This is a genomic window from Paraburkholderia aromaticivorans (assembly GCF_002278075.1).
GTDB classification, from domain to species: domain Bacteria; phylum Pseudomonadota; class Gammaproteobacteria; order Burkholderiales; family Burkholderiaceae; genus Paraburkholderia; species Paraburkholderia aromaticivorans.
The window spans coordinates 1912891-1926299 of sequence record NZ_CP022990.1 but is presented as its reverse complement, the minus strand read 5'-3'; the positions used below and the strand labels follow the sequence as shown (position 1 = coordinate 1926299).

Below are 13409 nucleotides of genomic sequence, written 5' to 3'. Positions count from 1 at the left end.
CGGTCAATAAGTCACATGCACGTCGAAGCGATCCAGCAGCGCGGTCAGTTCGACGCGCGCCTGCGCGATGTCGTCGACATTCTGATGCTCGATCAGCGCCTGGAAGCGAGCGATATGCGCAGCCAGATATTGCCGATGGTCGCCCAGCGTTTCTTCGTACACACGGTCGGCGCGCGTCAACACGGTCCGGTTCTCGAGCTGATCGCGCGGGTGAATCTTCAACGCGCTCAACGCGGCGAGGCGCTCGCGGATTTCTTCCGGCGTCATCACGCCGGGGTTTTCTTCGATCACCATCGCGCGTTTCTTGCCGTCCGGAAACGCGGTGGCTTCCACTTCGAGCACGCCGTTGATGTCGTAAGTGAAGCGCACATCCGCGCCTGCTTCGCCCGCTGGTTTGGGCGGCACTTCGAGCGTGAATTCTCCGAGCGGGACGTTGTCCGCGGTCAAGCGCGCCTCGCCTTGAAACACCTTGATGCTGAGTTTCTGCTGATGGTCGCGCACGGTGAAAATGCGCTGCATGCGGCTCACCGGCACGATCGTATTGCGCTCGATGATCGGCAGAAAGTGACCCGGCACGAACTGACTCGCGCCGACCTGCATGGCGGTATCGATGCCGAGGCTATATGGCGCGACATCGGTCAGCACCATTTCGTCGAGCCCGGCATCGCGGCCGACCAGACCCGCCTGCACCGCCGCGCCGAGCGCGACCACCTCGTCCGGGTTCAAATGTCCGGTGGGCAGGCGGCCGAACATCTTCGAGACCAGCTTGCGGACCATCGGCATGCGGGAAGCGCCGCCGACAAGGATGATCTCGTCGAGCGCGGCAACGGCGATTTTCGAATCGCGCAATGCGCGTTCCACCGGCTGGCGCAACCGCTGCAGCAAAGGCTCGCAGGCGCGTTCCGCGGCGGCCGCATCGAGTTCGAGCGCGTATTCGTCGTCGCCGGTCGAGAGTTGGAGCGTGACGCTTTCAACACCGTTGTGCATGAGCTGACGTTTCGCACGTTCGGCCTGCTGATGTAAACGCTGTGCTGCAACCGGCGCGAGCGACCTGACCTCGAGGCCGTTGCGCTGGCAGAACAACTCGACCAATGCTTCGGTGAAGTCTTCGCCGCCGAGGAAATTGTCACCGGTACTCGCGCGCACTTCCATCACGCCTTCGAAGAAGTCGAGCACGGACACGTCGAACGTGCCGCCGCCGAGATCGAAGATCAGAAACTTGCGCTCGCTATCGCGTTGATGCACGCCATAGGCGAGCGAGGCCGCAGTCGGCTCGTTGACGAGGCGCAGCACATTGAGACCGGCCAGTTCCCCGGCGATGCGCGTGGCTTTGCGTTGGGCGTCGCTGAAATAAGCGGGCACAGCGATCACGGCGTCGCTGACCGCTTCGCCGAGAAACGCTTCGGCATCGGCCTTCAACGACTTGAGCACCAGCGAAGACAGTTCTTCGGGACGCAGCCTTCGCGCGCCGAGCAGCGCCGCGCGGGTCGTACCCATATAGCGCTTGAAGTTCGCGGCGGTACGCTCGGGGTGCGTGTGCAAGCGATCGTGCGCGGGGCGGCCGACGAGAATCGAGCCGTCGTCGTCGACGGAAACGCATGAGGGCGTGAGGGTCTCGCCTAGCGCGTTCGGGATGAGGACAGCGTGGTTGTCGCGCCAGATTGCCGCGAGACTATGCGTGGTTCCGAGATCGATGCCGATGATCGAAGGCATGTACAGTTTCCGATTCGTTTGCGGCCCTCCATGAGGAGATCGCCCAAGTTTTCGCTGATGAACCGCGTGAAGCCGGGTGCAGCTCCGTCCAATGGCGATAACGGCAGACCGCCCACAAACTTGAGCGGCGTGGGCAACGGGGCGGGGAGAATCGGATCGGGCAATGCGTGGCGCATGACGGCCGGATGATCGGCCGGGCATGCGAATGCGGGGAGCCGCGCGTGCGGGACGCACGGCACACGGAGTCGAGTTGGACGCGCGTCAGGCGAGCGCGCCGGGCGACATCGATATCGACATCACAACGCTTTGCGATAGACCACGAACCCCGAGCGGTCCGCGACCTTGTCGTACAGCTTCATTGCCGTCAGGTTGGTTTCATGCGTCTGCCAGTAGACGCGTTGCGCACCATCGGCTTTGGCGCGCGCATAGACCGCCTCGATCAACGCGCGGCCGACACCTTTGCCGCGCTCGGTATCGAGCGTATAGAGGTCTTGCAGATAGCAGATCGGTCCCGCCATCGTGGTGTGACGGTGATACAGGAAATGCACGAGACCGAGCAACTGGCCGTTGCGTTCGGCGACCATGGCGTGCATCGGCTCATAGCCGTCGAAGAAACGCCCCCACGTGGTCTTCGTGATCTCGCGCGGCAAGGCGGTCTCGCCCGAGCGGCCATAGAACGCGTTATAGGCATCCCATAGCGGCAACCATGCGTCGAAATCGGCGGGTGCGACGGGGCGGACTTGAATCGAGCCGGACATGTTTGATTCCTCGTGAAGTGAAGACTCTCAAACCGTCAGCATAAGAAATTTGCCGCACCATTGTTAGCTCCACAAAGTGGCCAGAACCTGGAGCCACGCGCCAGGTGACCGGCTCCGCTATGGCTCAGTGCGTCTGCGCCTTGAGCCATCGTGCGAGCAGGGCGTCGTCGCCGGTTTCCAGCGACTCCGCGATCCGGCGTCCCACCGCCGCGCCGAATTTATAGCCATGCCCCGAGCAAGCCGACACCACGAGCGTGTTGCCGATTCGCGTCGAAAAGAATCGTTTGTCCGCCGTGAAGGTGTAAGCGAAAGTCTTTACTTCGGATACCGTATATTCGTCGATGCGGCTGAGCGGCGGCGAAAACAATCGGCGCAAACGGTCGCCTTCGCCGGGCGCCGCATTGCGGTTCGCGTCGGGGTCGGGCTCGATCGTCTTGTTGACGCCGGCGCCGAACTTCAAACCCACGCCGTCGATTGGCGGCAGCACATAGCCGTCACTCTTGCTGCCGATATCGACGATCGCGGGTGCTGTCGACCACGCGTCTTCCAGGTCCGCGGGCGGCTCCAGATAAGCGACGGTATTGCGATACGTCATCAGGTTTTCGGCGAGCGCGGGGAACAGTTGCAAGGTCCATGCGCCCGCTGCAACCACAAGCTTGTCCGCAGACACGATCGTGTCGTCTCCGAGGCGCACGGACGCGCTGTGCGGATCGACGGCCTGCACCTTGGTGTGCATGCGAATGTCGGCGCCGCGCATCTTGAGCCACGCTTTCATGTCGCGTGCAATGCGTTCGCTGAATAGCGCGCCACCGTCGCGATCGAAGTAAGCATAACGAAAGGTCGTGGGGTCGAGAAAAGGGTAGCGTGCGGCTGCGTCGAGTGGTTCGAGCTTTTCATACTCGAATTTCATGCGGTCGAGTCCGGCGCGGAACTGTTCGGCGCCGTCGCCGGCGAATTGGGAAATGCCGAGTACGCCGCAATTCTCATAGTGTGATACGCCGAGATCGTTCCATAGCAGGTCCCAGCTATCGAACGCCTCGGCGATAGTCCGCGCGTACCCGTCTGCGGCGCCATAGGCGCGGCGAATCATGCGGTGCCGGTCGCCTGACGCGGCGAGTGGATTGGGAATCGAGCCTTGCTCGATCAAGGTGATGTCGTGTCCCTGTTTTGACAGCGACCACGCCGTGCTCAAGCCGGCAATGCCCGCGCCCACGATTGTTACCCGCATGCCAACTCCCCCCAGTCGATGGTCCTGGGTCAGAGTCTAGCAGTCGGAAAAATAATCGGCGCGCGTCGTGTACATCCGCGCGCGAGTCAATCGAGGCGAAACGCTGGCGCGCGGGCAGTGGTCTGCGCGCGCCGCCGTGTCAGTGTCGACGATTCGAACTACCGCGCAGTTGATCGCGGACTTTTTTGGCAGCAAAGAGCGGCACGTAATCGAACACACGTGCGTCCTGCCGATAGACGGCCACAATATCCGCATACAGCTTCGAGACCGTTTCCGTCGGCGTGTCGGTTTCCTCGGCGATGCTTTTCACCAATTCGTCTACGTTAGGCTCGGGTTGTGACATGCGTATCTCCAGGTATGCCAGGCGGGTTAGACGGACAAGGCGCGGACAGCAGGAGTTCCATTAGAGGATGCGACGCGCGACCATGCCAATTGAATCGATCTATCGCATGATTCGAGTCACAGAGATTTTTGTCTTGCGATGCGGCAAGTGTCTGTGCGGCACGGTTGTCCGGAAAATCAATGTGTATGCCGGTGGTGAATATCCGGGAAATGCGCATGCGCGTGCGTAATGGGTGCGTGGCGGTGTGGATGAGTGTGCGGCTCGACGCCGTCCCACGCGAAATCGTGCTCGTGCTGATGATGAGCGTCGTGCCGGTGATGGTGCGTGTGCTCGAGCGGATCGTGCGTATGCGGGTGCTCATGACGTTCGCGAATGTGCAGCCATACGCCCAGTGTCATCAACGCGGCGGCGATCCAGAACAACGGCGGCGGGAGTTTCGGCCAAAGCAGCCACGACAAGGTCACGCCGAACAGCGGAGCGACCGAGAAATACGCGCCCGTGCGCGCAGTGCCGAGGTTGCGCAGTGCAACGACGAACAGCACGAGACTGACGCCGTAGCCCGCAAAGCCCGTGAGCATGGCAAGCGCGACGGTCCAAACCTTGGGCCATGCGGCGCCGAGCATCAACGCGAGCGCCACGTTGACCGAACCGGCAACGAGCCCTTTTATGCAGGCGATGAACATGGCGTCGTGCGCCGACACCTTGCGGGTGAGGTTGTTGTCGACGGCCCAGCACGCGCACGCGCCGATCAGCAGCAGCGTGCCGGCCGGCAGGCCCGCCGCAGCTGGCTGCCAGGACAGTGCGACGCCGCCCGCGACGATCGCGGCCATGCCGAGGAACACCTGCACGTCGACATTCTCGCGAAACACGATCCAGGCGATCAGCGCGGTGAACACGCCTTCCAGATTGAGCAGCAGCGAACCGGTGGCGGCCGGCGTGGTCTTCAAACCCAGCATCAATAAGGCCGGCCCCGCGATGCCGCCGGCCGCGATCGCGCCGGCCAGCCAGGGTACTTGGCGTATTGGGAAGCGGCTGTGGTCGGCGGGTTGCCCGGCGCGCCTGCCTCTGAGCCGGCGCGCCAGAATCAGGGCGGCAAGGCCGGCGCCGCTGCCGAGATAGAACAGCCCGGCAAGCAGGAACGGCGAAAGCGAGCCGAGCAGCGCTTTGGCGAGCGGGGTGGTCGCGCCGAACAGGGCGGCGGCGAGCAAGGCCGTGAATGCGGCATTGAAGCGGAAAGGCATGGGCGGGGTGATTCGCGTAGATGTTGGCGTTGCAGACACGACAATGCTAACCGGATGCCACGGATTACGGTTCGCTGAACAGGTGTCCGGACGGAAAATCCCGGAACGCGTGCAAGTTCGGCGAGACTCGCCGGCTCGGGGGCACCGCACCGGAGTCTGTCCCACGTGCGCCGAATGTTTGGTGGTCACGCTTTGCGGTGTCGCCGCGCGGATTCGCGGCCGGCGTGCGCATCCATCCGGCCCCATCGAACGTAATACGTTTATTGCCGCCACGTTCGAGGCCATCGCCATGCGCCGTGCTGTCCGTACCACCGTCGCCGTTGCCGTTGCGACTGTTCTGCTGTTGTCCCTTGCGGGTTGCTCCAACGATCCGCCCAATCCCAACCCGCGCGCGAGCGAACCGCTCTCCACGGTGCCGGTCGACCTGCCGCGCTATATGGGCCGCTGGTACATCATCGCGAACATTCCGTATTTCGCCGAGCGCGACATGGTGGCCAGCCGCGCGGAATGGAAATTGCGCGCCGACGGCAAAATCGAGGATTCGTACTACGGCCGCAAGAAGCGTTTCGACGCCGAGGAAAAGCATTATCAATTTCTCGATACGCCAGTGCCCGGCACAAACGGCGGCGAATGGAGCGTGCAACTGTTCTGGCCCATCCACGTAACGCAGTTGACCCTCTACGTCGATCCAGACTATCGCTACACGATCCTCGGTTATCCCGGCAAAAACCTGGGCTGGATTTTTTCGCGCGAACCGGACATGAGCGACGAAACGTATTGGGGCTTGCTGGCTCGGCTCGACGCGATGGGCTACGACACCTCGCGCTTCAGGCGCGTGCCGCAGCGGCCGGATCAACTGGGCCAGGCAGGCTTCGCGTCGCCGGGCGACAAAGACTAGCGGGTGCGCCCGCCGCATCCGAACCCGCTTTCGAAGCGTATAACCCGCACAGCCGTTGAACGAGGACCCCATGCCGCCACTTGCCGCCGCCGTGATTGCCCTGATCGGCCTCGTCGTGATTTTCAGCGCGGCCTGGGCGTGGCAGTTGAAGACCGAAAACGCCGGAATGGTCGACCCCATCTGGGCGTATTCGCTCGGCCTCGTTGCGTTGCTCTATGCCGCGCTCGGCACCGGCGACCCGGTCTCGCGCGCACTGAGCGCGCTGGGCGGTTTGATCTGGGGCGTGCGGCTCGGTTCGCATCTGTGGAAACGCAATGCCGGCAAGTCGGAAGACGCGCGCTATCGCCGCTTCCGTGAAGAATGGGGCGACAAGGCGGCGAGCAAGATGTTCTGGTTTTTCCAGTTGCAAGTCGTGATTTCGATGCTGCTGTCGATCGCGTTTCTGGTGCCTTCGTATCGCAGCACCGCGCCGGCCACCGAATGGAGCGTGCTGGCCGTGGCGGTGTGGATCGTCTCGGTGGCCGGCGAAGGCATGGCGGACCGCCAGTTGCGCGACTTCAAGGCCGATCCGGCCAATCGCGACACCGTGTGCCGCGTCGGCTTATGGCGTTACTCGCGGCATCCGAATTACTTCTTCGAATGCGTGCATTGGTTCGCGTATATCGCGCTGTCGGGCGGCACGCCGTGGGGCTGGTTCACGTTGCTGCCACCCGTACTGATGGCTTTTCTTTTGCTGAAGCTCTCCGGCATCCCGCTGCTCGAAGCAAGCATGGCCAGTCGACGCCCTGGTTACGCCGACTACATGCGCACCACCAGTGCGCTGATTCCGTGGCCACCGCGGCGTTGAACAGCCACGCAGGGCGCAAGCGCGCCTTCAAAGCACACGCGAGAAAACGATAGGGAGTCAGTCTCATGAGCCTTTCCACCACCGGCCACACCTTGCCGCCGTCGCCCGCCGAAGCCGGCGATGGCTGGCTCATCCAGAGCTGCGAACGGGGCTGGCTGCCCGACGGCGTGATCCGTTTCGGCATGCGGCAGTTGATGCGTCAGCGCTTGCGCGACGAAGCGCTCGATCACGGCGAAGCGCGCGCGCAACGGCTCAACCGTTTGCTCGACGAGCTGCGGGCGAGCCCGATCGCCATCGAAACACAAGCCGCCAACACGCAGCATTACGAGGTGCCGGCGTCGTTCTTTCACGCGCATCTCGGGCCGCATTTGAAGTATTCATGCTGCCTGTATCCGAGCGGCAGCGAGACGCTCGCGCAAGCCGAGGCCGCCATGCTCGAACGCTACGCGGAGCGCGCGCAACTGGCCGACGGTCAGCGGATTCTCGATCTCGGCTGCGGCTGGGGTTCGCTGTCGTTATGGCTGGCGGCGCGATATCCGCATTCGCGGATCGTCGCGCTATCGAACTCGCATGGGCAGCGCACGTTCATTGAAGCGCGTGCGGCGCAGGCGGGCTTGCACAACCTCTTGGTGGTCACGGGCAACATCGTCGATTTCGAATTCGACGACGCGCAGCTGGGCGGCGGCTTTGATCGCGTGGTGTCGATCGAGATGTTCGAGCATATGAAAAACTACGGCTTGCTGCTCGCGAAAATCGCGCGCTGGATGCGCGATGACGCGAAGCTGTTCGTGCATATCTTCGTGCATCGCACGCTGGCGTATCACTTTCAGGTGGAGGACGGCAGCGACTGGATGTCGAAGTATTTCTTCACCGGCGGCACGATGCCGTCTGAGGCGCTGCTGCTCAATTTCCAGGACGATCTGCGCATGGAGCGCCAGTGGTGGGTGAGCGGCACGCATTACGAGCGCACGGCGAATCATTGGCTCGCCGCGCTCGACGCGGCACGTGACCGCGTGATGCCGATGCTCGTGGACACCTACGGCGCGCGCGATGCGGCCGTATGGCTGCAACGCTGGCGCATGTTCTATATGGCCGTGGCCGAGCTGTTCGGCTACGCGAAGGGAAACGAATGGGGCGTCGGGCATTATCGGTTCGTGAAGCGTTGACGGCGGCTGGCCGCGTCCCCGAACCGTCGAACGGGCGGACTGCGCCGCGCGGGCCGCGTCTCAAGGTGTTCGAGCGCCCGGCCCCGTGCTGGACGCCGTCTCGCGGGAGCCGCGCTGACGTTTTTGTCGTGTTGCCGGAAACTGCGCGGCGATAGGCGTATCCAACCCGGATCGATCCCCAGGTATCGGCACCCGACCTGACCGAATTGCATGGCAACATCGGCGGAAATACGCCGCAGCCACGACAATGGCGTTCTGTTCGCTTGCCCGTTGCCGCCACCCACCTGCCAGGAACTGCCGATGACCGCTCCGATTCCGTTCGTCCCCGACCGTTTCAAAACCAACGCCGCGCATTACCTGGCGGGCCGTCCGCCCTATTCACCGCGCTTGATTCGCCGTGTCGCGCAGTCCTGCGGGCTCGGCGGCTCGCACCGGCTGCTCGATCTCGGCTGCGGGCCGGGGCAACTGTCGCTCGCGCTTTCCTCCTGGGTCGGTTCGGGTCTGGCGCTCGACCCCGAGCCGGAAATGCTGCGCATCGCGGCAGGCCTGGGCGCCGGGATTGCGCCGAATATCGAATATCGCGAGGGCAGCTCGTATGATCTGTCGCCGGCTTTCGGGTGCTTCCGGCTGGCTGTCATCGGGCGGGCGTTTCACTGGATGGACCGGCCCGATACGCTCGCGCGGCTCGATGCGCTGATCGAACCGGAAGGCGCGGTCGCGCTGTTTTCGACGGCGATCGTGACCGACGCGCCGATTGCCTGGCTCGCGCCATACCAAGGGCTGCTCGAAGAGTACGCGCAGAGCGACCCGGCGCGCGTGCAGCGCAAGTCGGACGACTGGGAGAGCCACGACACGGTGCTCGCGAAGTCGTCATTTCCGTCGCTCGAGCGCGTGTCGATTGTCGAAACGCGGCGGACGCCGGTCGAATCGCTGATCGCGCGGCCCTTGTCGATGTCGAGCCTGTCGCGCGAACGGCTCGGCGCGCGGCTGGACGAGCTGCAGGCGCGCATCCGGCAGCTACTGGATGCGCATGCAACCAACGGCTGGCTCGAGGAGCGGATCGAGTCGACCGCGCTGATCGCGCGGCGCGAGACAGCGCACAGTTAGGACGCAGTCGCCCCTGTGTGCCGCGTGCGCGAAATAATCTGAAACATACTGTTAAGCGCCTGGCGGAATAAAGCCGCACACTAGGGCGTTTCCCTACCGGGCTGCGGTGCTGCGTCGCCGAATCTGCCGCGGCATGGCCGGATTTTTAGACAGCTTTCGCGGCAATGCATCCGCGGACGGAACAACCATGAATACGCACGCCGACTCTTTAACCGATTCGAGCGGCACGCCGGTGCCGTCCCGTTATACCCGCACGGCCATGGTGCTGCACTGGCTGATCGCGCTGCTGATGATCGGCAACGTGGTGCTCGGCCTGAGCGCGGAATCGCTGCCGGACGACTGGGTGCGTCCGGTGGTCGATACCCACAAGTCGATCGGGATCACGGTGCTCGGTCTCGCGCTCATGCGCATCTTGTGGCGTGGGTCGCACAAGCCGCCGCCATTGCCGCGCGAATTTCCGTCGTGGGAAAAGATCGCCGCGCACGTTGCGCATTTTCTGCTGTATCTGCTGATGATTGCGCTGCCGCTGTCCGGCTGGCTGCACGATTCCGCATGGAAAGACGCGGCGACGCACCCCATGAGGCTGTTCAACCTGTTTCCCTGGCCGCGCATCGGCTATGTGATGACCCTCGATCCGGCGCTCAAGGAGACCTTGCACGATCGCTTCGGCGCGTTGCATACCTGGCTCGGCTACGCGCTCTATGCGCTGCTGGCGATGCATATCGGCGGCGCGTTGAAGCATCAGTGGATCGATCGCAAGTCGGTTCTGAAGCGCATGGTGCCGTAAGCGCGGCTGTCCCCTTAACCACCCCAATCCCAACACCGACTATCCGGCAGTCATTTTGAAGAAAACTCTTGAACAGGCTCTCGCGCTCGCGTCGCCGCGCATTGTGCCGCGTCGCACGACTGCGTTGAGTACGATGATTCATCTGAGCGTGGTCGTGTTGTGGCTGCTGCTGTTCACGCGCGCCTTCTTTCTGCAGGGTGCGCTGGCGTGGTCGACGGGCATTGCCTACGTGGTGTACGACACGCTGCTGCTGGCGTTCGTCACGTGGAAAACGCTGCCGCTGATGCGGCGTACACCGCCGCTCGAGCCGGAGTTCGAGCGGCGCAGCCTGCCGGCCATGGGCGTGATCGTGGCGTCGCATAACGAAGCGGCCGTGCTGCCCGTAACGCTCGCCGCGCTGCTGCGGCAAACGCATGGACCGGCGCAAATCGTGATTGCCGACGACGGCTCCACCGATTCGACCCGCGAGCTGCTCACCGGGCGCTTCGGACTCACCGCGGCCGCCGACGGCGTGCTGAGCGCACCGAGCGCGTTGTATCCGAACCTGTTCTGGCTGCGCGTGCCGCACGGCGGCAAGGCTCGCGCGCTGAATGCCGCGATCACCGTGACGACCACGGAAACCGTCATGACGGTCGACGCCGACACCCTGCTCGATGACGACGCCACCTACGCCATGCGCGCCGCTTTCGCGAGCGAACCGAAGCTGGTCGCAGCGGCCGGCATTCTGGTGCCGGTGTGCGGCAAGTCGGTCTCGGGGCGCGTGTTCGAGTGGTTCCAGACCTACGAGTACATGCGCAACTTCATCGCCCGTTTTGCGTGGATGCGCGCCGACAGTCTGCTGCTCATTTCAGGCGCCTTCGCGTCGTTCAAGCGCGATGCGCTCATCGACGTGGGCGGTTTCGATCCGCAGTGCCTGGTCGAAGACTACGAGCTGATTCACCGGCTGCGCCGCTATTCGGTCGACCATGGCCTTGGCTGGGACGTGCGCGTGGTCGGCGACGCGCATGCCCGCACCGACGCGCCGGACAATCTCGCCAGTTTTCTGCGGCAACGCCGCCGCTGGTTCGCGGGCTTTCTGCAGACGCAGTACTGGAACCGCGACATGACCGGCAATCCGCGCTACGGCGCGCTCGGTATGCTGATGCTGCCGGTCAAGGCGATCGACACCATGCAGCCGATCTACGGCCTGACCGCGTTTGCGTTGCTGCTCGCATTCCTGTTCGGCGGACATGGCGCGATCGTCGTGTCGATCTTCAGTGTGATCGGGCTCAAGACGGCGATCGATCTCGCGTTCTATTTGTGGAGCATTCATCTGTATCGGCGCTGGACCGGCGAGCGGACCGGCTCCAGTTTGTGGATGGCGGTGTTCGCGGCGATCGCCGAACCGTTCACGTTTCAGCTGGTGCGGCACGTGGGCGCCACGCTCGGCTGGCTGCACTTCCTGCGCGGTGGACGGTCGTGGGGCGTGCAGCGCCGCTCCGGGCTCGTAGCGCACGACGAAGGCTGACGCGGCGCGGCCTCCCGCGTCATCAAACTGTTCAGGATAGCGCGGCGGTGCGCTTGCGGAGGCAGGCGCTGCCGAGGGTGGGTGCGCGGACACCGAACCCATACGGTGTCGGGTTCTAGTAGACTGGCGACGACGCCGCCCGCAACCTGCAGGGCGGCAACCTTCTGTCCGCCCGTGCACGGAGACCCCCCTATGCATGCTGTTCCCCCTCTAGAACAAGACACCGTCGAGGTGCCGTCCGCCCAAACAGCATCGCAACAACAAGCCGCTCATGCGCCCGGCCAGGCCGCCAACGACGCGCCGGTGCGCGATCTGCGCCGTGTCGGCATCCACCCTGACTACTGGTATCCGCTTGCGTGGTCGCATGAGGTGAAGCGAGGCAAGACGCATGGTGTGACGTTCGCGGGCGACCCGATCGTGCTGGCGCGCACGGAAACGGGCAAGGTGTTCGCGCTGGAGGATCGCTGCGCGCATCGTCAGGTGCCGTTGCATCAAGGCGTGGTGGACGGCGAATCGATTCGCTGCGGCTACCACGGCTGGACTTACGACTGCTCGGGCAAGTGCATCGACGTGCCGTATCTGGGCCGCGACCGTCTGCCGAACGGGGTGCGCTCTTATCCATGCCGCGAAGTGGAAGGGTTGATTTTCGTTTTCCCCGGCGATGCCGCTCTGGCCGAGCAACGGCCCATGCCGGATCTCGGCTCGGTCTCGGACCAGAAGTACAAGACGCGCCGCTTCGGCCGTCCGGTGAACTGCCACTACTCGTTCATGCACGAGAACCTGATGGACATGAACCATCAGTTCCTGCATCGCAAGCAGATGGGGCAGATGCGCGCTCGCTCGCTCGGCCGCCGGCGCGGCGAGGGCTGGGTCGAAGTCGATTACACCTTTGCGCGCATGGCCGGCCAGCAACCCATCGGCGAAGCGATCGTGTTCGGCCAGAGCCGCAAAACCGGCGGCGACAACGACAAGGACGTGATGACGATCCGCACCGAGTATCCGTATCAGACGCTGCAGATCCGCACGTCCGAGCAGACGCTGGTGATGAATCTGTGGATCGTCTACGTGCCGCTCGATCGCGAGCAGCGCACCAACCGCACATTCGGGCTGCTGTCGATTCGCAAACCAGGCATTCCCGGCGTGTTGAATCTAGCCTGGCCGCTGCTGGTGTGGTTCACCGAACGCATTTTCAAGGAAGACCGCGAGATCGTCGAAGCCGAACAGCGCGCTCACGATTCGCAAGGCGCGGACTGGAATCACGAGGTGTTTCCGGTCATCAACGAACTGCGTGCGTTGCTGCGCGAGAGCGGTGCGCCGGATCAGGTGGTGGGCGCCGGCACGGGCGACACGTCGGTGGTTCGCTTCTGGGATTCGCGTCACGGCAGTCCGCTGGCGAAGAGCTGATCGCCGGGTCTCTTCGACGGGAGGCGCGTGGCGCCTGTCACGATCGCGACGGGCGAATCGGTAAGAAAACTTTCCCCCTCTTCGGGGAATTAATCCATCTCCAGACGGTAGGGAATCCACGGCGATCGAGCGGCGATAATGGCGGTGAATGCACGGCGGTTTGCGCTAATCGACATGCGCCGGCCGCGGACCCGTGTACCATTTCGCTTTTTCCGCTCTTCAAGACTAGCCCGTGACTACGCAACAGATCCCTACCGCAACCCGTAAATCCCTCACTCTGCTGCAATTGCTGGGCCTCATCGGCGCGGCCGGCCTGATCGCCGCCATCGTGTTGAACCAGTTCGTCTAATCCGCGCGCGAAGCTTCCGCGCAACGCTTCCGACCATGCCGGCACGTTCCGAAGGCGTTTC

The 13409-nt window shown here is 63.7% G+C and carries 12 protein-coding genes; 7 read left to right on the top strand and 5 right to left on the bottom strand.

Annotation, left to right across the window (positions count from 1 at the left end; translation table 11 throughout):
* Positions 1-3: 3 nt before the first annotated feature.
* From CJU94_RS28320 to CJU94_RS28300, 5 genes are all read right to left on the bottom strand, one after another.
* Positions 4-1713 (bottom strand): Hsp70 family protein, encoded by a 1710-nt coding sequence (locus tag CJU94_RS28320; protein ID WP_095421916.1) that lies wholly within the window; start codon positions 1711-1713, stop codon positions 4-6.
* 296 nt (positions 1714-2009) lie between these two features.
* A complete protein-coding gene (locus CJU94_RS28315) occupies positions 2010-2471 on the bottom strand; it encodes a GNAT family N-acetyltransferase (RefSeq protein WP_095421915.1) in 462 nt (153 codons plus the stop codon).
* A gap of 124 nt (positions 2472-2595) precedes the next feature.
* On the bottom strand, positions 2596-3699 hold the full coding sequence (locus CJU94_RS28310) for an NAD(P)/FAD-dependent oxidoreductase (protein ID WP_095421914.1): 1104 nt from the start codon (positions 3697-3699) through the stop codon (positions 2596-2598).
* 139 nt (positions 3700-3838) lie between these two features.
* A complete protein-coding gene (locus tag CJU94_RS28305) occupies positions 3839-4042 on the bottom strand; it encodes a DUF3562 domain-containing protein (protein ID WP_095421913.1) in 204 nt (67 codons plus the stop codon).
* Between the two features lie 176 nt (positions 4043-4218).
* The gene (locus tag CJU94_RS28300) at positions 4219-5283 is read right to left on the bottom strand and encodes a DMT family transporter (RefSeq protein WP_095421912.1); all 1065 of its coding nucleotides are present in this window, start codon (positions 5281-5283) and stop codon (positions 4219-4221) included.
* A gap of 289 nt (positions 5284-5572) precedes the next feature.
* Here CJU94_RS28300 and CJU94_RS28295 point away from each other — a divergent pair, with 289 nt between their 5' ends.
* The 7 genes from CJU94_RS28295 (at position 5573) to CJU94_RS28265 (ending at position 12999) form a co-directional block, all read left to right on the top strand.
* Positions 5573-6181, top strand: coding sequence for a lipocalin family protein (locus CJU94_RS28295; protein ID WP_095422832.1), 609 nt, complete (start codon positions 5573-5575; stop codon positions 6179-6181).
* 70 nt (positions 6182-6251) lie between these two features.
* Positions 6252-7028, top strand: coding sequence for a DUF1295 domain-containing protein (locus CJU94_RS28290; RefSeq protein ID WP_095421911.1), 777 nt, complete (start codon positions 6252-6254; stop codon positions 7026-7028).
* A gap of 65 nt (positions 7029-7093) precedes the next feature.
* Positions 7094-8194, top strand: a complete 1101-nt coding sequence (locus tag CJU94_RS28285) for an SAM-dependent methyltransferase (RefSeq protein WP_095421910.1) — start codon at positions 7094-7096, stop codon at positions 8192-8194.
* Between the two features lie 300 nt (positions 8195-8494).
* On the top strand, positions 8495-9301 hold the full coding sequence (locus CJU94_RS28280) for a class I SAM-dependent methyltransferase (RefSeq protein WP_095421909.1): 807 nt from the start codon (positions 8495-8497) through the stop codon (positions 9299-9301).
* Between the two features lie 187 nt (positions 9302-9488).
* Positions 9489-10088, top strand: coding sequence for a cytochrome b (locus CJU94_RS28275; RefSeq protein WP_095421908.1), 600 nt, complete (start codon positions 9489-9491; stop codon positions 10086-10088).
* A 55-nt stretch (positions 10089-10143) separates the two neighbouring features.
* On the top strand, positions 10144-11595 hold the full coding sequence (locus tag CJU94_RS28270; protein WP_095421907.1) for a glycosyltransferase family 2 protein: 1452 nt from the start codon (positions 10144-10146) through the stop codon (positions 11593-11595).
* Positions 11596-11787: 192 nt separating this feature from the next.
* Entirely contained in the window at positions 11788-12999 is a 1212-nt protein-coding gene (locus CJU94_RS28265) for an aromatic ring-hydroxylating oxygenase subunit alpha (RefSeq protein ID WP_095421906.1), read from the top strand.
* Positions 13000-13409: the final 410 nt, after the last annotated feature.